Annotated in this window: 19 protein-coding genes and 1 pseudogene; 13 read left to right on the top strand and 7 right to left on the bottom strand. The window is 71.9% G+C overall.

The genetic code is table 11. The features are described 5' to 3' along the window. Positions 1-96: 96 nt before the first annotated feature. From ABZY11_RS06215 to ABZY11_RS06200, 4 genes and pseudogenes are all read left to right on the top strand, one after another. Positions 97-408: pseudogene (locus ABZY11_RS06215) on the top strand (energy-coupling factor transporter transmembrane protein EcfT); the annotation flags it as partial. After that, positions 405-2,117 (top strand): ATP-binding cassette domain-containing protein, encoded by a 1,713-nt coding sequence (locus ABZY11_RS06210; protein WP_356477979.1) that lies wholly within the window; start codon positions 405-407, stop codon positions 2,115-2,117. The pseudogene ABZY11_RS06215 and the gene ABZY11_RS06210, both read left to right, overlap by 4 nt. Beyond that, positions 2,114-2,932, top strand: coding sequence for an ECF transporter S component (locus tag ABZY11_RS06205; RefSeq protein ID WP_356477978.1), 819 nt, complete (start codon positions 2,114-2,116; stop codon positions 2,930-2,932). The genes ABZY11_RS06210 and ABZY11_RS06205 overlap by 4 nt, the downstream gene beginning before the upstream one ends. Positions 2,933-3,212: 280 nt before the next feature. Continuing rightward, positions 3,213-3,845, top strand: a complete 633-nt coding sequence (locus tag ABZY11_RS06200; protein ID WP_356477977.1) for a hypothetical protein — start codon at positions 3,213-3,215, stop codon at positions 3,843-3,845. A gap of 109 nt (positions 3,846-3,954) precedes the next feature. Here ABZY11_RS06200 and ABZY11_RS06195 read toward each other — a convergent pair whose 3' ends face one another. Continuing rightward, a complete protein-coding gene (locus ABZY11_RS06195) occupies positions 3,955-5,298 on the bottom strand; it encodes an alpha/beta hydrolase (protein ID WP_356477976.1) in 1,344 nt (447 codons plus the stop codon). A 122-nt stretch (positions 5,299-5,420) separates the two neighbouring features. After that, complete coding sequence (locus ABZY11_RS06190; RefSeq protein ID WP_326765407.1) at positions 5,421-6,590, bottom strand: steroid 3-ketoacyl-CoA thiolase; 1,170 nt, start codon at positions 6,588-6,590, stop codon at positions 5,421-5,423. A 281-nt stretch (positions 6,591-6,871) separates the two neighbouring features. Here ABZY11_RS06190 and ABZY11_RS06185 point away from each other — a divergent pair, with 281 nt between their 5' ends. Both ABZY11_RS06185 and ABZY11_RS06180 read left to right on the top strand, forming a co-directional pair. After that, on the top strand, positions 6,872-8,152 hold the full coding sequence (locus ABZY11_RS06185) for a cytochrome P450 (protein ID WP_356477975.1): 1,281 nt from the start codon (positions 6,872-6,874) through the stop codon (positions 8,150-8,152). 134 nt (positions 8,153-8,286) lie between these two features. Continuing rightward, positions 8,287-9,378, top strand: a complete 1,092-nt coding sequence (locus ABZY11_RS06180) for an AEC family transporter (RefSeq protein ID WP_356477974.1) — start codon at positions 8,287-8,289, stop codon at positions 9,376-9,378. A gap of 180 nt (positions 9,379-9,558) precedes the next feature. Here the strand turns inward: ABZY11_RS06180 and ABZY11_RS06175 are convergent, their stop codons facing one another. After that, positions 9,559-11,550 (bottom strand): bifunctional glycosyltransferase 87/phosphatase PAP2 family protein, encoded by a 1,992-nt coding sequence (locus tag ABZY11_RS06175; protein WP_356477983.1) that lies wholly within the window; start codon positions 11,548-11,550, stop codon positions 9,559-9,561. A 468-nt stretch (positions 11,551-12,018) separates the two neighbouring features. On the opposite strand from ABZY11_RS06175, the gene ABZY11_RS06170 reads away from it, so the two are divergent. Both ABZY11_RS06170 and ABZY11_RS06165 read left to right on the top strand, forming a co-directional pair. Further along, entirely contained in the window at positions 12,019-13,113 is a 1,095-nt protein-coding gene (locus ABZY11_RS06170; RefSeq protein ID WP_356477982.1) for a DUF2330 domain-containing protein, read from the top strand. A gap of 119 nt (positions 13,114-13,232) precedes the next feature. Continuing rightward, on the top strand, positions 13,233-13,730 hold the full coding sequence (locus ABZY11_RS06165; RefSeq protein ID WP_356477973.1) for a GNAT family N-acetyltransferase: 498 nt from the start codon (positions 13,233-13,235) through the stop codon (positions 13,728-13,730). Positions 13,731-13,768: 38 nt separating this feature from the next. Here the strand turns inward: ABZY11_RS06165 and ABZY11_RS06160 are convergent, their stop codons facing one another. After that, entirely contained in the window at positions 13,769-15,841 is a 2,073-nt protein-coding gene (locus tag ABZY11_RS06160) for an MDR family MFS transporter (protein ID WP_356477972.1), read from the bottom strand. A gap of 190 nt (positions 15,842-16,031) precedes the next feature. On the opposite strand from ABZY11_RS06160, the gene ABZY11_RS06155 reads away from it, so the two are divergent. Further along, positions 16,032-17,126: a peptidoglycan-binding protein gene (locus ABZY11_RS06155; protein WP_356477971.1), complete on the top strand. Its 1,095-nt coding sequence runs from the start codon at positions 16,032-16,034 to the stop codon at positions 17,124-17,126. Between the two features lie 231 nt (positions 17,127-17,357). Beyond that, entirely contained in the window at positions 17,358-18,020 is a 663-nt protein-coding gene (locus tag ABZY11_RS06150; RefSeq protein WP_356477970.1) for an HAD-IA family hydrolase, read from the top strand. Positions 18,021-18,078: 58 nt separating this feature from the next. Here ABZY11_RS06150 and ABZY11_RS06145 read toward each other — a convergent pair whose 3' ends face one another. Next, entirely contained in the window at positions 18,079-18,813 is a 735-nt protein-coding gene (locus ABZY11_RS06145) for an ABC transporter permease (RefSeq protein ID WP_356477969.1), read from the bottom strand. Between the two features lie 265 nt (positions 18,814-19,078). Here ABZY11_RS06145 and ABZY11_RS06140 point away from each other — a divergent pair, with 265 nt between their 5' ends. The 3 genes from ABZY11_RS06140 to ABZY11_RS06130 all read left to right on the top strand — a co-directional run bounded on the left by ABZY11_RS06140 (position 19,079) and on the right by ABZY11_RS06130 (position 22,112). Further along, complete coding sequence (locus ABZY11_RS06140; protein ID WP_356477968.1) at positions 19,079-19,723, top strand: HNH endonuclease family protein; 645 nt, start codon at positions 19,079-19,081, stop codon at positions 19,721-19,723. A gap of 1,014 nt (positions 19,724-20,737) precedes the next feature. Further along, positions 20,738-21,193 (top strand): DoxX family protein, encoded by a 456-nt coding sequence (locus ABZY11_RS06135; protein WP_356477967.1) that lies wholly within the window; start codon positions 20,738-20,740, stop codon positions 21,191-21,193. Positions 21,194-21,437: 244 nt separating this feature from the next. Next, on the top strand, positions 21,438-22,112 hold the full coding sequence (locus ABZY11_RS06130; RefSeq protein ID WP_356477966.1) for a VTT domain-containing protein: 675 nt from the start codon (positions 21,438-21,440) through the stop codon (positions 22,110-22,112). On the opposite strand, the gene ABZY11_RS06125 is transcribed toward ABZY11_RS06130, so the two are convergent. Both ABZY11_RS06125 and ABZY11_RS06120 read right to left on the bottom strand, forming a co-directional pair. Continuing rightward, on the bottom strand, positions 22,099-22,323 hold the full coding sequence (locus ABZY11_RS06125; RefSeq protein WP_356477965.1) for a DUF2277 domain-containing protein: 225 nt from the start codon (positions 22,321-22,323) through the stop codon (positions 22,099-22,101). The two genes, ABZY11_RS06130 and ABZY11_RS06125, sit on opposite strands and share 14 nt — an antisense overlap. 74 nt (positions 22,324-22,397) lie before the next feature. Then, on the bottom strand, positions 22,398-23,747 hold the full coding sequence (locus ABZY11_RS06120) for a DUF1254 domain-containing protein (protein ID WP_356477964.1): 1,350 nt from the start codon (positions 23,745-23,747) through the stop codon (positions 22,398-22,400).

The following is a 23,747-nucleotide window of genomic DNA, read 5'->3' as shown; positions in this document are numbered from 1 at the left end:
CAGGTCGGCACCCAATGGCGCCAACTCTAGGAACGCAAGAGAAGCCGGGCCGCCGCCTGTAGGCGGCGGCCCGGACGACGAAGGCCCGGCTGACATCTGATCGCCGGGCTCGTCGCCGCGCCGGCCGGGCTGCGGCTCGGCGGGGCCCGCTCGGTCCGTACCCGCTACCGGCCCGACCGGTGGGGGGCGCGGGCCTGGCTGGTGGCGGGTTCGGGTGTCGCGGTGGCGGTGGCGATGATCTGGGCGAGCGGTGTCGACGAGGCGGCGCTGCACCCCGGAGTCGTACCGCTGGTCGCGCCGGTGCTTCCGCTGTGGCCCGCCGCCACTGTGCTGATCGGGCTGCTGCCCGCGGTGGTGGCGCCGGTGCCGCCGTCGACGGGCGCCCCGAATTCCAAGGAGATCCAGTGATCCGGTTCGAGCAGGTCTCGGTGCGGTACGAGGGGGCGGAGCGTCCCACCCTCTCCGGGGTCGATCTGACCGTTCCGGAGGGCGAGTTGGTGCTGCTCGTCGGTCCGTCCGGGGTCGGCAAGTCGACGCTGCTGGGTGCCGTTTCGGGCCTGGTGCCGCATTTCACCGGCGGCACGCTGAGCGGCCGGGTCACGGTCGACGGGCGCGACACCCGTACCCACAAACCACGTGAACTCGCCGATCTGGTCGGCACGGTGGGCCAGGACCCGCTCTCCCACTTCGTCACCGACACGGTCGAGGACGAGCTGGCCTACGGCATGGAGTCGCTGGGCCTGGCCCCCGACGTGATGCGGCGGCGGGTCGAGGAGACCCTGGACCTGCTGGGTCTGGCCGGGCTGCGCGACCGGCCGATCGCCACGCTCTCCGGCGGCCAGCAGCAGCGGGTCGCGATCGGTTCCGTCCTCACCCCGCATCCGAAGGTCCTGGTCCTTGACGAGCCGACGTCCGCGCTGGACCCGGCGGCGGCCGAGGAGGTCCTCGCCGTGCTGCAACGGCTGGTGCACGACCTGGGTACGACGGTGCTGATGGCGGAGCACCGGCTGGAACGGGTCGTGCAGTACGCGGACCAGGTCGTCCTGCTGCCGTCGCCGGGCGCCGCCCCGGTCATGGGCGCGCCCTCGGACATCATGGCCGTCTCCCCGGTCCACCCGCCGGTCGTCGCGCTGGGCCGGCTCGCGGGGTGGGAGCCGCTGCCGCTCTCGGTCCGCGATGCCCGGCGCCGGTCGGCGGAGCTGCGCGAGCGGCTCGCGTCGGTGCGGGCGCCCGTTCCGGAGCCGGTGACCGTTCCTGCCCTGTCGCCCCTCGCCCCCTCCCCCGTGCGGCCCGGTGTCCTGGCCCGGCTGCTGGGGCGCGGGGCGCGGACCGACGCCGCTCCCGAGCCGGCCGTCGACGCCACGGCCCGGGTCGAGCGGCTCGGCGTACGGCGCGGGCGGGTCGAGGCGCTGCGCCGGGTGACGCTCACCGTCGCCCCCGGCGAGACCGTCGCCCTCATGGGGCGCAACGGTGCGGGCAAGTCCACCCTGCTGGCCACCCTCGTCGGCATGGTCGAGCCCACCACCGGCACCGTCCTCGTGGGCGGCCGGACCCCGCACCGCACCCAGCCTCGCGAGATGGTGCGCCGGGTCGGCCTCGTACCGCAGGAGCCCCGCGATCTGCTGTACGCGGACACCGTCGCCGCCGAGTGCGCCGCGGCCGACAGCGACGCGGGCGCCGCCCCCGGCAGCTGCCGGGCCCTGGTCTCCGAACTGCTGCCCGGCGTACCGGACGACACCCACCCCCGCGATCTCTCCGAGGGCCAGCGCCTCGCGCTCGCCCTGGCCGTCGTGCTGACCGCGCGGCCCCCGCTGCTGCTCCTGGACGAGCCGACCCGCGGCCTGGACTACGCGGCGAAGGCCCGGCTGGTCGGGGTGCTCGGCAGCCTCGCGGCCCAGGGGCATGCGATCGTCCTGGCCACGCACGATGTGGAGCTCGCCGCCGAACTGGCGCACCGGGTGGTGATCCTCGCCGACGGGGAGACCGTCGCGGACGGCGAGACCCGGCAGGTGGTGGTCTCGTCCCCGGCGTTCGCCCCGCAGACCGCGAAGATCCTCGCCCCGCAGGAGTGGCTGACCGTGACACAGGTGCGCGCCGCGCTGGAGACCACGTCATGAGCGGCCGGCAGGTCCGGCCGGTACGGCTGGGGCCGCGCGCGATCGCCGCGCTCGTCCTCATCGGCGCGATCGGTGCGGCCGCGTTCGGCTGGCCGCTGCTGGCCGACGCCGACTCCGGTCTGGCGCATTCCCAGGACGCGCCGTGGCTGTTCGTCGCGCTGCTGCCGCTGCTGGTCGGTGTGGTCGTCGCGATGATCGCGGACTCCGGCCTGGACGCGAAGGCAGTGGCGATGCTGGGGGTGCTGGCCGCGGTCGGCGCCGCGCTGCGCCCGCTGGGGGCGGGCACGGCGGGGCTGGAACCGATGTTCTTCCTGATGGTGCTGAGTGGCCGGGTGCTCGGGCCCGGCTTCGGCTTCGTGCTCGGCTCGGTGACCATGTTCGCCTCCGCGCTGCTCACCGGTGGGGTGGGGCCGTGGATGCCGTTCCAGATGCTGTCGTTGGGCTGGTTCGCGATGGGCGCGGGCCTGCTGCCGGGCCCGGACCGGCTGCGCGGACGCGCGGAGCTGCTGATGCTGGCGATGTACGGGTTCGTGGCGTCGTTCGCGTACGGCACGGTGATGAACCTGTCCGGCTGGACGATCGTGCCCGGTCTCGGCTCGGGCATCTCCTTCCACCCGGGGGATCCGCTGGCGGACAACCTGGTCCGCTTCCTCGCCTACTGCGTGGCCACGTCGCTCGGCTGGGACCTGGGACGGGCAGCGCTCACCGTGGTGCTCACCCTGGCCGTCGGCGCGCCGCTGCTGAAGGCGCTGCGCCGGGCCACCCGCCGCGCCGCCTTCGAGGCCCAGGTCACATTCGACGCCGCCGGCGAGTGAGGGCTCCCACCGGCCCTTGGTCCTCCACGGGGTAGTAGCCGGGCCGTACCCGGCCACCGGCCGGAGCCGTCACCCTGCCCCCGGCCCGGTAACTCCCCCGAGTGAATAGGGCACTTGATATCACTTGGCCAACTTAATTACTCATTAGTCCATCTAGGCGCTTTGGGCGCGTCCGCCCGTTCCCGGCGACCACCGGCGCGTTGTCACTCTCGTGGAACCACGAGAATTCTGGGAGCGGCACACCGTCCTAGCGGAAGCTTTCTGCGCCAGCGACGAACGCATGCGTCAGGCGCAGGCGTTGCTGGACGAGACGCAGGCGGAGCGGAGCAGAACGCTAGCCGCTTTCGCCGTCACGGTCGGTGACGACGGATCGATCGCGGACATGATGGGCCTCAACGAACGCGAAGTGCGATTAGCGCGACGCACCGTCGGGCGCAGTGACGCGCGGTCCCTTGCCGAAGAACTCCTGAGCCGATCCCCGACGGCACCGGGCGAATCGGCGGTGGAGCCACCCGCCGCACCGGAGTACCCGGTGCCGCCCCCGGCCGACGAGACCGCCGTGCTGCCACCGGACGTACCGCAGCCCGTCCCGGCCCAGGCCCCGGCCGCGATCCCGTCACCGGCTCCGCCGCCCGAGATGGAGAACACCGTCATCTGGTCGCCGAGCATGGACTCCGTACTGCTGTGGAGCTGGGAATCCGGCCTCGATCTGCAGACGGTGGCCGCCGAACTCGGCCTGGAGGTGCGGGCACTGCTGATGCGCGTACAGGAACTCGCCAACGACGGGGTGCTCACGCTCGCGACCCCGGTCGCGGACGTGAGCCGGTCCGGGCGGCACCGCCGCCACCACGAAGAGGGGTACGCGGCGCTGTTCAGCCCCACCGCCACCTTCCCCACCCACGTGCCGTACTGAACACGCGCCCCGTCGCTCCGGCGACGCCGCCCCGGCCGGACGACCGGCCGGGGTTCCCCCGACGTCCCGCCCCGCGGACCCGCTGCTCAGCGCCCCGCGGACCCGCTGCTCAGCGCCGCGCGGCCACCGTGTCGAACCAGCGGACGAGCTGCGGCCCCGACTTCAGGTACGTGGTGTTGTGGTCGGCCCGCCCCTGGTCGATCACCGGGGCGTCGACGCCCCGGGCGGCCAGATCGGCGGCGCAGTGGCGGGCGTTGGCGATCGGGACATCGGTGTCGCCGGACGAGGAGTAGAGCCGTACCGGAACGTCCGGCTTCCAGGCGCAGTTGCCGTCCTGGGCGCGCGCCGCGGCCAGCAGACCGCCGGTGGGGTGCTGGAGCCGGCGATAGTAGTCGTCGGTGAGCAGTTCCTTCAGCGTCGCGGGCAGCGCCGGAATGATCTCCTCCTCGGTGTGACCGGTGTCGAAGAGGTCGTCGACGATTGCGGCGTACGGCTTCCGGAACGCCTCGGACGGGTCCTTGTAGAGCGGGTGCAGCCTGCTCTGCGCGGTGAGGTAGTACGTCATGTAGAAGACGGCGCTGGTGTCGTTGACCCTGCCGTCGAACAGGGCGGGCGTCTCCGCGTGCTCGATGTCGTAAGGACCCGATACGGGGGCGAGGGCCCGGAGCCTGAAGTGCCGGTCCGCCCCGTTGCCGAGGGCCTTGCCCAGAGCCATCGCGACCTGGCCGCCCTGGGAGAAGCCACTGGCGTACACATCGCCGGTGAGCGGCCGGTCCAGGCGCTGCGCGGCGATGCGGGTGGCCCTCAGCATGTCGACGGAGGCGGTGACGGAGGACTTGGTGTCCATGTACGGGTGGCGTCCGGGGCCCTTGCCGAGGCCCAGGTAGTCGGGCGCGGCGACGGCGCGGCCCGCCGAGGCGTGGAGGTACGGAGCGAAGCGGCCGAAGCCCTCGCCGACGGAGGGTGCGTAGTCGCGGTGGGCCATGGTGCCGTGGGTGTCGGAGACCAGGTCGAGACGGTGGGGGCCGCCCTTGGGCAGGACGAGGAGGCCGGTCCCGGTGGTGGGTGCGCCCTGCGGGGTGACGGTGCGGTAGCTGAGGCGGTAGGCGCGCAGTCCGTGGCGGACGGTGCCGGTGTCCATGCCGCCCGAGGCGAGGAACCGGGCGACGTCCGCGCGGTCGAGGTCGGCCACGGGGGTGACGCTCAGCAGGGTTCCTCTGCCGTACGCGGTGGCCGAGTGCGGTGCCCCGGGTGCGCCTACGGGCTGTTGACCGGCGGGCTGTTGACCGGCGGGCTGTTGACCGGCGGGCTGTTGACCCGGGGGCTGTTGTGCGACGGCCGGCGCGACGCCGAGGGCCAGGACCATCACCGCGGCGGCCGCCGTCGTCCGGCGGGCGATGCGTCGCCGCTTGCGCCAAGTCGTATGCCCCGTACGCCTGTTGTCGTTTTCCATGGCCGCGACGCTAGTCAGCGGCGCGCCGCGCCGACATCGGCATGAGCCCCCGGCCCGGGGTGCACCTGACAACACCCCGGGCCGGGGGTCACCCTCCGCGGAGCCGCGGGGCGACGCCCGGGTCAGAGCCGCTGGATGATCGTCCCGGTCGCCAGCGCGCCGCCCGCGCACATCGTGATGAGCGCGAACTCCTTGTCGCGGCGCTCCAGTTCGTGCAGCGCCGTGGTGATCAGCCGGGCCCCGGTGGCGCCCACCGGGTGGCCGAGCGCGATGGCTCCGCCATTGACGTTGACCTTTTCGAGGTCCTGCCCGAAGACCTGCGTCCAGCTCAGCACCACTGACGCGAAAGCCTCGTTGATCTCGACGATGTCGATGTCCTTGAGCGACATCCCGGCCTTGCCGAGCACCGCGCGGGTCGCGTCGATCGGCCCGTCGAGGTGGAAGTGCGGGTCCGAACCGACCAGGGCCTGGGCGACGATGCGGGCGCGCGGTTTGAGCTTGAGCGCGCGCGCCATCCGTTTGGAGGCCCACATGATCGCGCAGGCGCCGTCGGATATCTGCGAGGAGTTGCCCGCGGTGTGAATGGCGGTGGGCATGACCGGTTTGAGCCGGCCGAGCCCCTCCATGGTGGTGTCACGCAGCCCTTCGTCCCGGTCGACCAGGCGCCACATGCCCTGTCCGGCCGCCTGTTCCTCCTCGGTGGTCGGCACCTGGACAGCGTACGTCTCCCGTTTGAACCGTTCCTCGGCCCAGGCGACGGCGGCCCGCTCCTGCGAGATCAGCCCGAGCGAGTCGACGTTCTCCCGGGTCAGTCCGCGCTTGCGGGCGATGCGCTCGGCGGCCTCGAACTGGTTGGGCAGGTCGACGTTCCACTCGTCGGGCCAGGGCTTGCCCGGTCCGTGCTTGGAGCCGCTGCCCAGCGGCACGCGCGACATGGCCTCGACGCCGCAGCTGATGCCGACGTCGATGACTCCGGCCGCGACCATGTTGGCCACCATGTGGGAGGCCTGCTGCGAGGAACCGCACTGACAGTCCACGGTGGTGGCGGCGGTCTCGTACGGAAGGCCCACGGCGAGCCAGGCGTTGCGGGCGGGGTTCATGGACTGTTCGCCGGCGTGGGTGACGGTGCCGCCGACGATCTGTTCGACGCAGTCGGCGTGGATGCCGGTGCGGCCGAGGAGTTCTCGGTAGGTCTCGCCCAGCAGATAGCCGGGATGCAGATTGGCGAGCGCGCCTCCGCGCTTGCCGATGGGCGTGCGTACGGCTTCGACGATGACGGGTTCCGCGGCCATGAGCTCGTCCTCTCCTCGCACATCCGCAGGGGCGTCCCGGCGCCCACGGATGGAACTAGTACGCGTTCTAGTTCTGCAAGCAGTCTTATGAGGCTTACCCCCGGTACGCAAGAGTGCTGCACGCACCTCGCGCCCGCTTCATGCCGGCCTCATCCACTCTTCACGCAACAGATCGGGCCGCCTCTCTTGCCAGTTGTAGAACCCGTTACTACCTTTCGGTCAACTTCTGATGGGTCGTCAGGCAACGCCCGGACGGCTCTCGGACCGACCTGGAGTTGCCGATGCCCTGCCCCCATCTGCCCGAAGGGTTCGACTTCACCGATCCCGATCTGCTCCAAGCCCGCATTCCGCACCCGGAGTTCGCACGGATGCGGCAGACCGCACCGGTCTGGTGGTGCACCCAGCCGGCCGGCATCTCCGGTTTCGACGACGAGGGCTACTGGGTCGTCACCCGGCACGCGGACGTCAAGTACGTCTCCACCCACCCCGAACTGTTCTCCTCGCACACCAACACCGCGGTCATCCGCTTCAACGAGTCGATCAGCCGGGACCAGATCGACGTCCAGAAGCTGATCATGCTGAACATGGACCCGCCCGAACACACCCGGGTCCGTCAGATCGTCCAGCGGGGCTTCACGCCCCGGGCGGTGCGCTCCCTGGAGCAGGCGCTGCGCAGCCGCGCCCGCTCGATCGTCGAGACCGCGCTCGCCGCCGCCGACGAGGACGGATCGTTCGACTTCGTCACCAACATCGCCGTCGAACTGCCGCTCCAGGCGATCGCGGAACTCATCGGCGTACCGCAGGAGGACCGGTCCAAACTCTTCGACTGGTCCAACAAGATGGCCGCGTACGACGATCCCGAGTACGCGATCACCGAGGAGGTCGGCACCGAGGCGGCCATGGAGATCGTCTCGTACTCGATGAATCTGGCGGCCGCCCGCAAGGAGTGCCCGGCCAAGGACATCGTCTCCCAGCTGGTCGCCGCGGAGGGCGAAGGCAACCTCTCCTCCGACGAGTTCGGCTTCTTCGTGATCCTGCTCGCCGTCGCCGGGAACGAGACCACCCGTAACGCCATCAGCCACGGCATGCACGCCTTCCTCACCCACCCCGATGAGTGGGAGCTGTACAAGCGTGAGCGCCCGGAGACGACCGCCGAGGAGATCGTCCGCTGGGCCACCCCGGTGGTCTCCTTCCAGCGGACCGCCACCCAGGACACCGAACTGGGCGGGCAGCGGATCAGGAAGGGCGACCGGGTCGGGCTGTTCTACTCATCGGCCAACAACGACCCCGAGGTCTTCGAGAACCCGGAGACCTTCGACATCTCCCGCGACCCCAACCCCCACCTCGGCTTCGGTGGTGGCGGTCCGCACTTCTGCCTCGGCAAGTCCCTCGCCGTGATGGAGATCAACCTGATCTTCAACGCGATCGCGGACGTACTGCCCGACCTGCGGCTGGTCGACGATCCCCGGCGGCTGCGCTCGGCGTGGCTCAACGGGATCAAGCAGCTCCAGGTCAGCACCGCCGCGAGCGCCGCCGGTGCCGATATCTCCGCCGGGAGCTGACCGCTGCCGTCGGTTCCGGACGGCGGGGGTCTTCATTCCTCACGCCCCGGCCCCCGCCGTCCGTACCCGGAAACGCGCTTCCTGCCGAACCCTGCTGAACCCCCGCCCGGGAGGCGCACAACGGCGCGAGGATCATGGCGGGCATGCACGCCCTGCTCTCCGCCTTCGCGCCCATCTGGATGCTCACCGCGATCGGTTACGCGGTCGGCCGCAGCGGGCTGCTCGGTGAGCAGGCGGAGGCCGTGCTCGGCCGGTTCGTCTTCCATGTGGCCATGCCCGCCGCCCTGTTCACCATGGTCTCGGGGGCAAGGCTGAACTCCTTCGCCAACTCCTCGATGGTGGCCTTCGCCGCGGGTACCGCGCTGGTCTGCGGTCTCGGATTCCTGGCGGCCGGGCGCCTCTTCGGCCGGGGAACGGCCGACCGGGCGATCGGCAGCATGGCGTCGGGCTACGTCAACTCCGCCAATCTCGGCATTCCGGTGGCGGTCCAGGTGCTCGGTGACGCGTCGTTCGTCGCCCAGATCATCCTGTTCCAGGTCCTGTTGGTCTCTCCGGTGATCCTGACGCTGCTGGACACGGGGACGGGTGCGGGTACAAAGCCGGGTTCGGGGAAGGCCGTCGTGTTCCGGCGGATGCTGACCATGCCGGTCCGCAATCCCATCATCATGGCCTCGTTGCTCGGGGTGGCCGTGTCCGCGCTCGGGCTGCGGCTGCCGCACGCCCTCGCCCACTCCTGCGATCTGCTCGGCGCCGCCGCCGTACCGACGGCCCTGATCACGCTGGGCCTGTCCCTGAACGCCCGCCCGGCCGCCGCCGATTCGGCGGACCCCGCACGGAACGCGGCACAGCCGGTGCCTGCGGAGGGCGCGGCGCGTACAGGCGTCGCGGTGCGTACGGAGGTGGCGCGGCGCACGGGCGTCGCGGTGCGTACGGAGGGCGCGCGGTGCACGGCGCGTGCCGAGGTCGTCGTGGCGGTGGCGCTCAAAACGCTGGTCCAGCCCCTGATCGCCTACGCCGTCGGCGGCCCGCTGCTGCATCTGCCGGAGCACCAACTGCTCGCCGTGGTGCTCTGCTCGGCGCTGCCGACCGCTCAGAACGCCTTCATCTACGCCCAGCAGTACGGCCTGGACACCCGGGTGGCCCGCAATGCCGTGGTGGCCTCGACGGTGGTCTCCATGGCCACGCTCTCCCTCGCCACCTGGGCCCTGGGCCCGACCGGCTCCTGAGCCGTTCGAGTGGCGGACCGGGCCGGAAGGGCGGATGCTGGTCAGGCGGCGATCCACGCCGAAGGGGTGTCAGGACGATGTGTTCGTCCGGGCACCCCTTCGGCCCTTTCACGGACTCGGCTCTTTCAAGGAATCGGCCCTTTCGAGGACTCGGCCCGCCACGGCGCGGTCACCGCAAGCTCAGTGCTGCTTGCTGCTCACCGCTTCGCCCGTCGGCCGCGGAACCGGCACCGGCACCAGCTGCTCCAGGTCGTCCCGCGGCTTTGCCGCCGCCGGTACGGCCACCGGCCGCAGCGCCCGCGGCCCCGCCAGCACATAGGTGAGGCCGAAGCCGAGCGCGACCACGGCCGCTCCGCCCACCGCATCCAGCACCCAGTGATTGGCCGTGGCGACGATCGCGGAGACCGTGAACAGCGGATGCAGCAGCCCCAGCGCCTTCATCCACGCCTTCGGGGCCAGCATGACGACGACCACACCGCACCAGAGCGACCAGCCGAAGTGCAGCGAGGGCATCGCCGCGTACTGATTGGTCATCTCGGTCAGGCTCCCGTAGTCCGGCTTCGCGAAGTCCTGGACGCCATGGACCGTGTCGATGAAGCCGAGCCCCGGCATCAGGCGCGGCGGGGCCAGCGGGTAGAGCCAGAAGCCGGCCAGCGCGAGCAGCGTGGCGAAGCCGATGGTGCTGCGGGCCCAGCGGTAGTCCGCGGGGCGCCGTACGCAGAGCACACCGAGGATCGCCAGCGGCACGATGAAGTGGAACGTCGAGTAGTAGTGGTCGAAGAAGCCCCTCAGCCAGCCGACGTTCACGACCGCGTGGTTGATCCGGTGCTCGATGTCGATGTGCAGCCACTGCTCGATGGCGTGGATCTGGCGGCCGTGGTGTTCGGCGGTGCCGCGGCCGGCCGTCGCCGCGAGCCTGACCTGGGCGTACGCGGAGTACACGGCCCGGATCAGGAGCAGTTCGAGCAACAGGTTGGGCCGGCTCAGCACCCGCCGCCAGAACGGCAGCAGCGGGATGCGGCTCCAGCGGGCCGGGGCCGGGGCGGCGTGGCCCGTGGGAATGGGATGCTGCCAGTACTCCGAGGTGCGCGGCAGGAACGGCACGGCGAAGGCCGCGGCGAGCGCGACGATCAGCAGCACGTTGTCGCGTACGGGGAAGAGCGCCTCGATGTTCGGCAGCAGTATCGCCCCCGGCAGAATGAGCACGAGGACCACGACCGCGGGCCAGACCGGTCGGTCGGAGGCCCGCTTCCCGACCCGGCCGACCACGGCGAGCAGCACCCACAGCAGCTGGTACCGCCAGGCGGTCGGCGAGACGGCGACGGCGACGGCGACACAGCCGGTCACGGCGACGGCGAGCAGCAGCTGCCCGTCGCTCGCGTACCGGGCGGCGCGGCGCAGCCCGAGGAAGCAGACGGTGGCCGCCAGCACCAGGAAGAGCGCGATCTCCAGCGGGCCCGCGAGACCGAAGCGGAGCAGGGCGCCGTGCAGGGACTGGTTGGCGAGGCTGTCCGCGCTGCCGCCGAGCCCGGTGCCCGCGACATGGTGCACCCAGTACGTCCACGAGTCGCCCGGCATCGCGGCCCAGGCCAGCGCCGTACAGGCGGCGAACACCGCTCCCCCGGTCACCGCCGCCGGCCGGCGCCCGGTCAGCCGGAGCAGCACGGCGAAGAGCAGCACGGTCGGCTGGAGCGCGGCCGCCAGCCCGATCAGGATGCCCGGAGCGCGTTCCCCGCGGACCACGAAACAGCCCAGCAGCACCAGCAGGACCGGCAGGATGCTGGTCTGCCCCAGGTGCAGCGCGTTACGGACCGGCAGCGAGAGCATCAGCAGGCTGATCGCGACGGGTGCGGCCAGCAGCGCGGTGCGGCGGGACACCGGCCCCGGCAGCGCACGGGCGGCGACGATGCCCAGCACGGCCACGAGCAGCAGCGAGCCGAAGGTCCAGGCGACGCCCAGGCTCTGTTCCGCGGTGCGGGTCAGCGGTCTCAGCACCAGCCCGGCGAACGGGGTGCCGGTGAACCGGTCGCTGTCGTACAGCGAGCCCGACACGTGCAGGACACCGTTCTCACCGATCCAGGTCGTCGGATCGGTGAGCCGTTCGCCGGGCGGCTGCCGCAGCACGACCGCCATCTGCCGTACCGCCAGTGCGGCCGCGACCAGCCAGAGCAGAGCACGGACAGCCCCGGTCCTCGCCCCCGTCGCCGTGTCTCCTCGCACACCGTGCTCCGCATTCGCCACGCTGCACCGACCCTCCCGCCGTTCAGGTACCCGTCCCTCGGTCCGGGCGTGCCGTCAAACCATCGCATTGCACTACGAGGTAGACACAATCACCCTTCTGTTCACCTGACGGTCATTCCCGCCGTTACCCGAACGAATGTCCGGGCGAACGCTTGCGCCGGACCACGGGCGAACGCTCGCGCCGGACCACGGGCGGACGAACGCACCGGCCGCGGAGGAGGAACGCGCCGGCCGCCGGAACCGGAACCGTGGCCGGAACCGGATCCACGGTGCGCACGTCCTTCCCCCGTGTTGTCGATCACGGGGGGAGGCGGACCGTACATGCAGTGCGCAGGGGTGAAGCGGAGTGTGCGGGGTGAGGGGCGCGGGTGGCTGGTGCGTGCGCTGTCGCTGCTGCTGATGCTGGTGTCATTGCAGCTGGGGTCGCTGATCAGCCCGGCGTACGCCTGTGGCTGCGGAGCGATGGTCCCGAGCAAGGAGTCCCAGGTCGCGGTCGACCGGGAGACGTCGGTGGTGGACTGGGACGGCCGGACCGAGCAGATCGTCATGCGGCTCACGGTCCGCGGTGACGCTCCCGAGGCGGCCTGGATCATGCCGGTGCCGCACCGTGCGAGCGTGGAGCTCGGTGATCCCGGTCTCTTCTCCGAGCTCTCCGTCCTCACCATGCCGGAGCTGGTGACCAGGCACTACTTCTGGCCCCGCTCCCACGACTGGCCGTTCGCCGGTTCCAGCAGCGTCGGGGACGGGGCCGGGGCTCCGTCGGCCGGGGCCCCGGCGGTCGAGGTGGTGGGCCGGGAACGGCTCGGCCCGTTCGATGTGGCGCGGCTGGCCGCGACCGACCCGGATGCGCTGCAGAAATGGCTGGAGGACAACGGCTTCGACCTGCCCGACCGGCTGGCGACGGCGCTGAAGCCCTACGTCGACCAGAAGTGGGAGTACGTCGCGATCCGCCTCGCTCCCCGGGACAGCGGCAGCCCGCTCGGCGGCACGCTCGACCCGCTGCGGCTGCGTTTCGCGAGCGACCGGCTGGTCTACCCGATGCGGCTGTCGAAGCTCGCCTCGACGCCGCAGCAACTCGGCCTGTACGTCCTCGCCGAGCACCGGATGGAGCCGAGCGGCCCGATCGGCGGCGATGCGCCGGAGGTGACGTACGCGGGCGAGATCGACCCCCGGTCGGTGGCGGACGGCACGGGGGCGCTTCGGCGGCTGACGGGCGAGAAGCCGGTGTTCCTCACCGCGATCGAGCAGTCGTTCCCGCACCCGGAACGGATCGACGGCGATCACCAACTGCGCGCGGCCGAGGCCGACACCCCGTACCGGACCAAGGAGTACCGGGACCGGCTGCTGACCGTGGCCGGCATCCCCGCCTGGGTGCTGTCGCTGCTCGGGGCCGTACTGGTGGCGGTCACCGCGGTACTGCTGGTGCTGCGATCCCGGCGGCGGCGTCCGGTGCTGCCTCCGGCGTCGGTCACGGTCCCGCCGCCGCTGCGGTGAGCCGCCGGGTCGGCGGACGCGTCCCCGGCGGATGAAACCGAACACTTGTGTACGGGGTGAGGGGCCGGGCCCGCCAAATCGCTGGATCCCCTGATCGTGCTCCGGTCAGAATGACCGGCATGACCTGGACGTTGGCCCCTGAACCGTTCGACTCCTCCGACGCCTCGCTGTTGCGCCGCGACTACTACGACGAGGTCGCCAGCCGCTACTGGGGGCGGCCCGCCACCGCCGAGGAGATCGACGAGGGGCTCACCGACGACGGGGCCGACCGGCTCGTCCCGCCCACCGGCCAGTTCGTCGTCGGCCGGTTCGACGGGAAGCCCGCGGCCTGCGCCGGACTGCTGGTGGTGGACGCGGACACCGCGGAGTTGACCCGGGTGTTCGTACGCCCCGGACACCGCGGCACGGGCGGCGGCGGACTGCTCCTGACGGCCGTCGAGAACGCGGCGCGCTCCTTCGGTATCCGTACGCTCCGGCTCGACACCCGCAATGACCTGGTCGAGGCACGGGGGTTGTACGCCAAGCACGGCTATCGGGAGGTCCCGGCGTTCCACCGGCGGCAGTACGCGGAGCACTGGTTCGCGAAGGAGCTGCCCGCGAGGCCGTACGACGCGTAGGTTCACAGCCGTACGACCCGTAGGTTCACGGGGCCGGTTCAGGTCGCGTGGTCCCGCCTGGGTTCGGGGGCCGCGTGATCCCGCTTCGGCTCGGGGCTGTGCGGCCGTTCCTTGCTCGACCCGTTCGTCTCCGCGGTCAGTTCCTCCACGAGTCCGACCAGATCGGTCGGGCGGTCCGGCCCCCACCAGTCGCCCAGCAGCTCGGCCATGGACTCCTCACGGGCCTCCGCGAGCTTCACCACCGCTTCCGAGCCGGCCTCGGTGAGCACCAGTTGCACGCCTTCGCGCCGCACCAGTCCGCGTTCCTCCAGCTGACGGGCCGCGTCGCTGATCACCCGCAGCGGCACCGGGGTGGTCTCGGCGAGCATGGCCGGTTCGACCGTGCCGTGCCGCCGGATCCGCAGCAGCATCCAGCTCGCCGCGGGCAGCAGGTCGTAACCCGCCCGCGCGGTGATCTTCACGTAGACCTCGCGGCGCCCCGCCCGCGTGGCGAGCACCGAGAGAGCGCGGGCGCATTCGTCGTACGAGGACCGCTCGACCGGGTTCGACGCCAGGGTCTCGGTGGGCTCCGGAGCGGTCACCGAGCCGCGCAGCTTGTCCTCCCTGAGGAACCAGGCGAAGACGAAGGCGATCAGCACGACGGGAGCCGCGTACAGGAACACGTCCGTGATCGATGTCGAGTACGCGTGCAGCACCGCGGGCCGCAGCGCGGGCGGCAGTTGCCCGATGGCGCGCGGGTCGGAGGCCAGCCCGCCCACGCCGGCCCCTGGGGGCAGCGGCCGGCCGGCGAGCGCCGCGGCCAGTTTGTCGGTGAGCCGGTTGGTGAAGATCGTGCCGAAGACGGCGACGCCGAACGAGGCGCCGATGGAGCGGAAGAAAGTGGCTCCGGAGGTGGCGACGCCGAGGTCCTCGTACGTGACGGCGTTCTGCACGACCAGCACCAGCACCTGCATCACCAGGCCGAGCCCGGCACCGAAGACGAAGAAGTAGATGCTCATCTGCCAGGTGCTGCTGGTCTCCGTGAGCCGGTGCAGGAGCAGCAGTCCGATCGCGGTGATGCCGGTGCCCGCGATCGGGAAGACCTTCCAGCGGCCGGTGCGGCTGACGATCTGTCCGGACGCGGTCGAGGTGAGGAGCAGGCCCAGCACCATCGGGAGCATGTGCACACCGGACATCGTCGGCGAGATGGAGTGCACCACCTGGAGGAAGGTCGGCAGGTAGGTCATGGCGCCGAACATCGCGAAGCCCACGACGAAACTGATGACGGCGACGAGGGTGAAGGTCCTGATCCGGAAGAGCTTCAGCGGGATGACGGGTTCGGCGGCCCGGCGCTCGACGAACACGAAGGCGATCAGCAGCAGCACGCTCAGGACGGTGAGACCGATGATCTGCGCCGAGCCCCAGGCCCAGGTGGTGCCGCCGAGCGAGGCGACGAGCACCAAGCAGGTGGCGACGGAGGCGATGAGGAAGGTGCCGAGGTAGTCGATGGTGTGCTTCGTACCGCGGACCGGGATGTGCAGCGCGGCGGCGATCACGAGCAGCGCCACGACGCCGATCGGCAGGTTGATGTAGAAGACCCATCGCCAGCTGAGGTGCTCGGTGAACAGACCGCCGAGGAGCGGTCCGAGGACGCTCGTCGCGCCGAAGACCGCGCCGAACAGGCCCTGGTACTTGCCTCGTTCGCGCGGCGCGACGATATCGCCGACGATCGCCATCGAGAGCACCATGAGACCGCCGCCGCCGAGTCCCTGAAGGGCCCTGAAGCCGATGAGCTGCGGCATGTTCTGGGCGATTCCGCAGAGCGCCGACCCGATCAGGAAGATGACGATGGCGGCCTGGAAGAGCTTCTTGCGGCCGTACTGGTCGCCGAGCTTGCCCCAGAGCGGGGTCGCGGCGGTCGACGCCAGCAGATAGGCCGTGACCACCCAGGAGAGATGTTCCAGTCCGCCGAGGTCGCTGACGATGGTCGGCAGTGCGGTGGAGACGATGGTCTGGTCGAGTGCGGCCAGGAGCATGCCGAGGAGCAGCGCACCGATGGCCACGAGGACCGACCGCGTGGAGCGCTCGCCGGGGGCCGGGGTCGGTGCCGGGGGGCTCGGATGCTGGGCCATGGAACATCTCCTCGGGTCCGCTACATCCCCATCCTGGCCTTTTCGTGCCGTTACGGCCTGCTGAGCACCGTTACAGGGTCGGGCCGAGTGCCGCGCCCCGATCCGGACCGGGTGTCACGTTTCGGTACGCCGTTGGGCATTCCGGCAGCGAGCTGCATAATCGCAGGGCATTCAAGGGGAGGGACCCACAATGACCGGACATATATGCCCGGAGTGCGGTATGGACAGCAGACCCGACGCGAGACCTGACGGAAGATCCGACACCGGGTGCGTGTGCGGACGGCAGGCGGCGCAGCGGGCCGCCGAGCAGTATCTGGCCGCCGAGCAGCACCGGACCGAGCGGTCGGCGGCCGACCGGGCGGAGACGGCGGCCGCCGAGGACTTCGATCCGTTGCGGATACGGCCGTACGTGACGCTGGGGAACGACACGGCTCCGGCCGATGTCGACGAACGACCGGAGGAACGGGGACCACACCGTCTTCCGGAGGACGCGGCCACGACGATGCCGCTCTTCCTCGGCCCGGCGACGGCGGGACCACTGCCGGACGCCACCGATCCAGCCGGTCCTGCCGATCCAGCCGGTCCTGCCAGTCCCACCGACCCCTTCGATCCTCTCGGGGCATCCGGCGCCACCGCCCTCGCGCCGCCCGTCGAACCCGGCGAGGAGCCCGGCGGGCCACGGCGTCGCCGCCCCTTCGCGGCCGTCGCCGTGGGAGCGGCCCTGGTCGCCGCGGTGGGAACGGCCGCATTCGCGAGCGGGCTGCTCGGCGGGGGCGACAACGGGGACGCGGACCGGCGGCAGGCTCTGCCCGGCACGACGGTCGACGCACCCGAGGCGAGCACCCCCGCAACGGAGTCGGCATCGGCCCCCACATCGCCCTCGCCCTCCGCATCGGCCTCCGCATCGCCATCCGCACCGGCCTCTGCTTCGCCCTCGGTAAGCACCTCGCCGTCCTCCTCCGCGTCCGCCTCCTCGCAGCCGCCCTCCCCCACGCCCTCGCGCACCGCGAGCACTCCCCCGTCGACCGCCCCGCCCCCCGCACCCCTGGCCGGGCCCACGCTGCGCCGAGGCGACCAGGGTCCCGCGGTGGCCGAGCTCCAGCGCCGTCTGGCGGAGGTCTGGCTGTACCACGGGCGCGACGACGGCGACTACTCGAACCAGGTCGAGCACGCGGTGAGCGTCTACCAGTCGTACAAGGCCATCGAGGGCGACCCTCCGGGGGTGTACGGACCCGGCACCCGGCGTGCGCTGGAGGCGGAGACGACGGGCCGGGGGCCCTCCTGACACCTGGGACGGGCCGCCCCGACCACCCGAGCGAGCCGCCCCGGCCTCCCGGGCAGGCCATCCCGGCCACCCGGAACGGAAGAATTGGCTTTCTCGGACAGGTTTTTGTATCGTGATGGAACAAAGTAGCCTCCGCCCGCCACCCCCTGACCGGCGGGCGAGGCTGCTTGTTCTCCTTCCCGCGTCCGCGCGTCCCGGCGCGTTCGCTCCCCCGCGCCCTGGAGCCCGCCCATGCCGGCCACCGTCCTCACCGCCCGCGCCCTCCTCCTGGACATGGACGGCACCCTGGTGAACTCCGATGCCGTCGTGGAGCGCTGCTGGCGGCGCTGGGCACTGCGTGAGGGGCTGGACCCCGAGGCCGCGCTCAAGGTCGTCCACGGACGGCAGGGGTACGCCACCATGGCGGTGCTCCTCCCGGACCGCCCGATGGAGCAGAACTACGCGGACAACCGGGCCATGCTCGCGGAGGAGACCGCCGACACCGACGGCGTCGTACCGATCGGCGGCGCGCCCGCCTTCATGGATGCGATCGCCGCACTGCCGCACGCCCTGGTCACCTCCGCCGACGAGGCGCTGGCCCGGACCCGGATGACCGCGTCGGGCCTGCGGATGCCCGCCGTCCGCGTCACCGCCGAGAGCGTCGGCGCCAGCAAGCCGGACCCCGAGGGCTTCCTCAAGGGCGCGGCCGAGCTGGGCTTCACCCCGGCGGACTGCGTCGTCTTCGAGGACTCGGAGGCGGGCATCGCGGCGGGCCGGGCGGCGGGCATGCGGGTCGTGGGCGTCGGCCCGCGCGCCGCGGCACTCTCCCCCGACGCGCACGTCGACGACCTGACGCAGGTCCGGGTGGAAGCAGCACCGGACGGCTCGATCCGGCTGCACATCAGCGCGCGATAGCCCTGCGGGGGGTGGCCCCGGCCCTTCACCCGTACCCGTACCGTTGGCCGGTCGGGCCTCACGTCCGGTGCAGCCGGCCCCGTGCCACGAGTTCGAGCACGGTCGTGACGGCCACCGCCTGCACGGCCATCAGGGCCACCAGTACGAACAACTGCACGGCACCCGCCTGCACCGGTGAGGCGCCGCCCAGCAGCATGCCCACAAAGGCCCCCGGCAGGGTCACGAGCCCCACCGTCCGGGTCTGATCGAGCCCCGGCAGCAGCGCGTCCGACGCCGCGGGCCGGGCGATCTCCAGCCGCGCGTCACGGTCGAGCAGCCCGAGCGCCATACCCGCCTCCACCTCCCCGCGCCGGGTCGTCAGCTCGTCCAGCGCCCGCCTCCCGCCGAGCACGGTCGCGGTCAGCGCACCGCCGATGAGGATGCCGGTCACCGGGATCAGCGCGATGCCCCGGACCGGGACGAGCCCCGTGAGCAGCAACAGGGCGACCACCGGCGCGACCCCCGCCCCGATCGGCAGAGCCGCCCACCACCAGGTGCGATTGCGGGTGATCCGGCGGCCCGCGGTCCGTACCGCCACGGCGTACATCAGCACCACGAACGCGAGCAGCGCCGGCAGCGAACGGACCACCCAGCCGATGAGCAGGGAAACCGCGGCGAGTTGGGCCGCGGCCCGCAGCCCGGCCAGCAGAATCTCGCGCGACCGGCCGAGCGAGGCCAGAGCGGCGACCGCGGCCGCCGCCGCGAGCAGCACGGCGAGCACGACCCCCAGCGTGATGTCGACCGGTAGCAGCACGCCGCAACCCTACGACCGGCCCCTTCGGACCCCTCGCGCGAATCGGCCGCAGCCATCGCCGAATTGTCGCCGCGTCAGCCTGTGCGCCCGCGCAGATGCGGACGTACGCCCCCATGCTCCAGACCTGTTCGTCAGAACCCTTGATGTGACGTGCCCATGTCGCCACTCTGTTACCTGGTGCCCACCCCACGGAAACCTGGCGCCGCCACGATGGCCGGGCCCCACGGGTCACCGTCCAAGGTCCCCCCACATCAAGGGAGTTCGCATGTCTGGTGTCTACGCGCGTCGCATCGCCGTCGTCGCCGCATCCGCCGCCTTCGCCGCAACCACCGGTCTGCTCACCGCCCCCACCGCCCAGGCGGCCATGCCCACCCCGGTCTCCGCCTCGACCGCCCGCACCTACCTGAGCCAGCTGACCGTCTCGGCGGAGGGCTCGTCGACCGGCTACAGCCGCGACAAGTTCCCGCACTGGATCACCCAGTCGGGCGCCTGCAACACCCGCGAGGTCGTCCTTGAGCGCGACGGCACGAACGTGCAGCAGGACTCCAGCTGCGCCGCCGTCAGCGGCAGTTGGTACTCGGAGTACGACGGCGCCACCTGGACCGCCGCATCCGATCTGGACATCGACCACATGGTCCCGCTCGCCGAGGCCTGGCGGTCGGGCGCCAGCAGCTGGACGACCGCCGAGCGGCAGGCGTACGCCAACGACCTGACGCGCCCGCAGCTCATCGCGGTCACGGACAACGTCAACCAGGCCAAGGGCGACAAGGACCCGGCCGAGTGGATGCCCTCGCTCACCGCGTACAAGTGCACGTACGCGCGTGCCTGGGTGCACGTCAAGCACTACTACGACCTGACCGTCGACCCGGCCGAGAAGAGCGCCCTGCAGTCCGTCCTGAACGGCTGCTGAGCGGAACCGGCCGACCCTCCGCCGCAGTTCCGTACCGTACGGAGCCGTGCATGCCGCACGGCTCCGTACCCGTACGCGCGGGCCTCTCCCTCGCGGGCCCCTCCCCCACCGCACGCGCCGGAGCCACCGGCGTGTTTTCGGCCGAGTACGGCGGGTCCCGGCCGACCCCCGTGCGGCCCGCGAGCCCGGCGAGCGCCGGGCGCCGACGCCCGACACGAAGGAAGCCCGCCAAGCCCGCGAGGAGGCCCTTGCCGACCCCGGCCCGTACGGCGATCTCGCCATCGGCACCCCGCCGCCGTGGAGTCCTGCCGTCATTGGTCCACTGTGCGGAGCGGTGGAGCACGGCGCTGTGTCGCGGTGAGCGCGACAGGCACCGGGGACGCCGCGCGCGCCTCGGCGAGAAGCCGCACCGGCGCTCCGACCTGGGACATTGGGCGGCCTTCCCCGAATCCTTCCGGGCGCCGGCGGAGCCGGTCCGGCGGGCGGGCCGAGGTCCGGAGGCCCCGGCGACGGTTTGTGCGCTGTCGGACGTTGTGCGCCACGCGCGCATCGCGGAGCCCGTACGCCCCGCCCCGACGCCGGGCGGCGCCCCCGAGGCCCACACCCCGCGGCTGACCTGCCCACCCCTGCACCACTCGCCCCCCGGACCACCCAGGACCGGCTTCCGCTTCGGCCGGAGCCGGGCGGGACGGCGGATCAACAGGCCGCTCGCGCGGCGCGGGCGGGACGGGCGCATCACCGGCCCAGTGGCACAGGAACGGCGGATCACGTTCGCCGACCAGCTCATGCCCCCGACCCCGCGTGGCCGGAAAGCTGCGCCGCCATTGGTTCAGGCCAAGGTGAAGGAGGGAGGTTCGCAGTTGAAGACGGCGCCGAACCCAAGCCCGGCCGAGAACCACGGGGCGATTTTCAGCCGGTCGGCAGAATGTTGAACTTGCAAGCATTGGTGAGGTTTCCCTAATCTGAGGCACTCAATCGGTTCACGTCCCCACAGACCGAAGGAGCCCTCCCCCCATGCACACACGCCTGAACCAGGCTCAGCCCTACGCACTCGGCCTCTTCCGGATCGTCATCGGCCTGCTCTTCACCTGCCACGGCGCCGCCTCGCTCTTCGGCGTCCTCGGCGGCGCCATGAACGGCGGCTCCATACCCGCCGGCACCTGGCCCGGCTGGTACGCGGCGGTCATCCAGCTCGTCGGCGGCACCCTCGTGACACTCGGGCTCGGCACCCGTGTCGCCGCCCTGATCTGCTCCGGTTCCATGGCGTACGCGTACTTCAAGGTCCACCAGCCCGAGGCGCTGTTCCCGCTGCAGAACGGCGGCGAGCCCTCGGCCGTCTTCTGCTGGGCGTTCCTGCTGCTGGTCTTCACCGGCTCCGGCGCACTGGCCCTGGACCGGCTGTTCGGCCGGGGCAGCACGGAGCACGACAAGGACCGCACACCCGAGCAGGCACCGCCCGTCACGGTCTGATCCGCCATCACGCGGCCTGATCCGCGCGGGCCCGCTCCTCGCGCCCACGCGGGCCGTACCTCACGTACATCCGGCATGCGCCCGGAACCGAGGCTTCCCATTTCCGGGTGTACGTGAGGTTCCCAACATCGCACGCATTTGTCGATCACCGGATTAACGCCAGGCGTACGCTGTACAGCTGACCCTGCCGCTCCTGCCGCTCCCCTGCGACGTCGCGGCGTTGTTCCGAATCGGGGAGTAGTAGGTGCTTGAGAGTGTGGGCGCGCTGACCGGCAGCCCATGGATCTACGCCGTGGTCGCCCTTTCGGTGCTCCTGGACGTCTTTCTGCCCCTGCTGCCCAGCGGGGTCCTGGTGATCACCGCCGCCACGGCTGCCGCCGCCGGTTCGACGACCGTCGCGGGCGCGGGCGCCGCCGCCGAGCAGGTGACCGAGGTCCCCTCGCTCCTCGCCCTGATCCTCTGTGCGGCCACCGCCTCGGTGCTCGGTGACCTCGTCGCGTACCGGCTGGCCTGGCGCGGCGGGGAGCGCCTGGACCGGGCCATCGCCCGCTCCCGCCGCCTCACCTCCGCGCAGGAACGCCTCGGGGCCGCCCTCGCCCGGGGCGGCGGCATCCTCGTCATCATCGCCCGTTTCGCCCCGGCCGGACGCTCGGTGGTCTCCCTGGGCGCGGGCGCCGCGCATCGCAAGGTCAAGGAATTCCTGCCCTGGTCGGCCCTGGCGGGCGTGGCATGGGCCGGTTACAGCGTGGGCCTCGGCTACTTCGGCGGCCAGTGGCTCGGCGCGACGTGGGTGGCCACGGCCGTCTCGGTCCTCGCCCTGTTCGTGGCGGGCGCCCTGGCCGCGTACCTCGTGCGCCGACCGGCGGCGGAAGCGGCCGCCGCGGCATCGGCGCCCGCCGCGGCCACTACGGCGTCCTGACCGCACCCCTGATCTCCAGACCGTCCAGCAGTCTGACGGTCGCCTCGGTGATCTCGTCGACGGCCCGGTCGAACACCTCCTGGTTGTGCGCGGCCGGAGCGCGGAAGCCGGACACCTTGCGTACGAACTGCAGGGCGGCGGCCCGGATCTCCTCCTCGGAGGCCTCTTCGGGGATGGCGGGCGGGCGAAGGGTCTTGATGCTGCGGCACATGTCTCAAGTGTGGCCCGTGCCACTGACAACCGCCCGGATCCGGCCCTGCCGCCCCTGCCCGACCGCCCTTCCCTTCACCGGATCCGTTCGAGGGCGGGGATCTCGTACGTGCCGTCGAGGATCTCGGGCCCCGGCGCGCAGAGCCTGAGCACGGACCGGAAGTCCCGGTCGGGCGCGGGCAGCCAGTTCGCCGCCGCGACCGGGTCGTCCGGCCGCTCCCGCTGGACCCGGATCGTCAGCGAACCGTCCTCCCCGTACACCAGGCCAGGGGTCCGGTCGCCGACCGGGCGGCGACCCCCCGGGGCCTCGACGGGCCGGTCGCCGGACGTGTCGTACACGGCCAGCGACCAGGACGACCCGACCGGCGGTGGGCCCGCGAGGCGCAGCACGTAGGAATGGGCCCCGTTCAGCTGCTCGCCCCCGGCGTCGCTCAGGGTGTGGGCGTACACCGCCTCGTAGCCGTGGACGCCCCACAGCGCGCTCCGTGCCGCCACCGCCCTGGCCCGGTAGGACGCCTCCCGGTCGGCGATCCGCCACTGAGGAGAGTCGATGGTTCCGACGCCGTGGTGGTCGAGGTTGTAGTCGTAGCGATGCGGATCCATCACCCATCCCCCGCGTGCCACCGCGGCCCGGCTCGCCTCCTCCACCCACGCCCTGCCCCGTGCCAGGCCCTCGGTCAGCGCGCGTACGAGGGCGGGATCGGCGGCGGTGTAGGGCGAGGGCCCCTCCTCCAGCAGCCCCAGCGGCTGGAACCGGTCCTGATACGCCTGGTCGGGCGCGGCCGGCGGAAAGTCGGCCATCCATACCCTGAGCTGCTCGAAGAACCGCAGCGGCTCCGGTACGTCGGGGTCGGGCGCGGGCAGCCCCGTGCGGTGCGTACCCGGTTCGACGTATATGACGGTCAGCCGTTCCCGGAACGCGCGGACCCGCTCCGGGTCGTCGGAGCCGTCGCAGGCACCGCGGCCGATGACGGAGACGACGGAGGTGGGTGCGTCGATGACCCCGCGCACCCCGTCGGGCACGCTGCCCGCCCAGCCCGGGGGAACGACGAGCCAGTCACCGGCCCGAGTACCGGCCGCGCGGCGGCCGACGTACGCGAAGTTGTTGGTCCAGGTGTCGACGAACTGGAACACGCCGTCCGCGCCGTCCGGGTCGGGAAGGTGCAGCAGCACCGGTCCGCCGGAGAGGTCGAGGTGGGCCATGGAACGGACGGTGTCGTCGTCGACGGACAGGGGCGGGCCGAGCGGTGCCGATCGGCCCGCGTGCGCGAAGTGGTTGAAGGGAGTGGGCGGCAGCGGACCGAAGCCCGTGTACATGGAGCTCTCGACCACCGACAGGTCACGGACCAGCGGGTACCCGTAGACGTACGCCTCAGCGGCAAGAGCGACGAGAGCGCCGGGTTCCACCTGTGCGCCGGGTTCCAC

Source organism: Streptomyces sp. NPDC006510, from assembly GCF_040611955.1.
In the GTDB taxonomy this organism is placed as follows: Bacteria; Actinomycetota; Actinomycetes; order Streptomycetales; family Streptomycetaceae; genus Streptomyces.
Note: the sequence above shows the minus strand (reverse complement) of the source record. Positions and strands in the feature narration are given on the sequence as shown.

Bases quoted from the DNA above. Each gene is read 5' to 3' on its own strand.
- ABZY11_RS06160 (WP_356477972.1), bottom strand. From the start codon at position 15,841: ATGGCCCAGCATCCGAGCCCCCCGGCACCGACCCCGGCCCCCGGCGAG.
- ABZY11_RS06170 (WP_356477982.1), top strand. From the start codon at position 12,019: ATGCTGGTGTCATTGCAGCTGGGGTCGCTGATCAGCCCGGCGTACGCC.
- ABZY11_RS06155 (WP_356477971.1), top strand. From the start codon at position 16,032: ATGACCGGACATATATGCCCGGAGTGCGGTATGGACAGCAGACCCGAC.
- ABZY11_RS06185 (WP_356477975.1), top strand. From the start codon at position 6,872: ATGCCCTGCCCCCATCTGCCCGAAGGGTTCGACTTCACCGATCCCGAT.
- ABZY11_RS06190 (WP_326765407.1), bottom strand. From the start codon at position 6,590: ATGGCCGCGGAACCCGTCATCGTCGAAGCCGTACGCACGCCCATCGGC.
- ABZY11_RS06125 (WP_356477965.1), bottom strand. From the start codon at position 22,323: ATGTGCCGCAGCATCAAGACCCTTCGCCCGCCCGCCATCCCCGAAGAG.
- ABZY11_RS06195 (WP_356477976.1), bottom strand. From the start codon at position 5,298: ATGGAAAACGACAACAGGCGTACGGGGCATACGACTTGGCGCAAGCGG.
- ABZY11_RS06135 (WP_356477967.1), top strand. From the start codon at position 20,738: ATGCACACACGCCTGAACCAGGCTCAGCCCTACGCACTCGGCCTCTTC.
- ABZY11_RS06150 (WP_356477970.1), top strand. From the start codon at position 17,358: ATGCCGGCCACCGTCCTCACCGCCCGCGCCCTCCTCCTGGACATGGAC.
- ABZY11_RS06205 (WP_356477978.1), top strand. From the start codon at position 2,114: ATGAGCGGCCGGCAGGTCCGGCCGGTACGGCTGGGGCCGCGCGCGATC.
- ABZY11_RS06200 (WP_356477977.1), top strand. From the start codon at position 3,213: ATGCGTCAGGCGCAGGCGTTGCTGGACGAGACGCAGGCGGAGCGGAGC.
- ABZY11_RS06165 (WP_356477973.1), top strand. From the start codon at position 13,233: ATGACCTGGACGTTGGCCCCTGAACCGTTCGACTCCTCCGACGCCTCG.
- ABZY11_RS06180 (WP_356477974.1), top strand. From the start codon at position 8,287: ATGGCGGGCATGCACGCCCTGCTCTCCGCCTTCGCGCCCATCTGGATG.
- ABZY11_RS06140 (WP_356477968.1), top strand. From the start codon at position 19,079: ATGTCTGGTGTCTACGCGCGTCGCATCGCCGTCGTCGCCGCATCCGCC.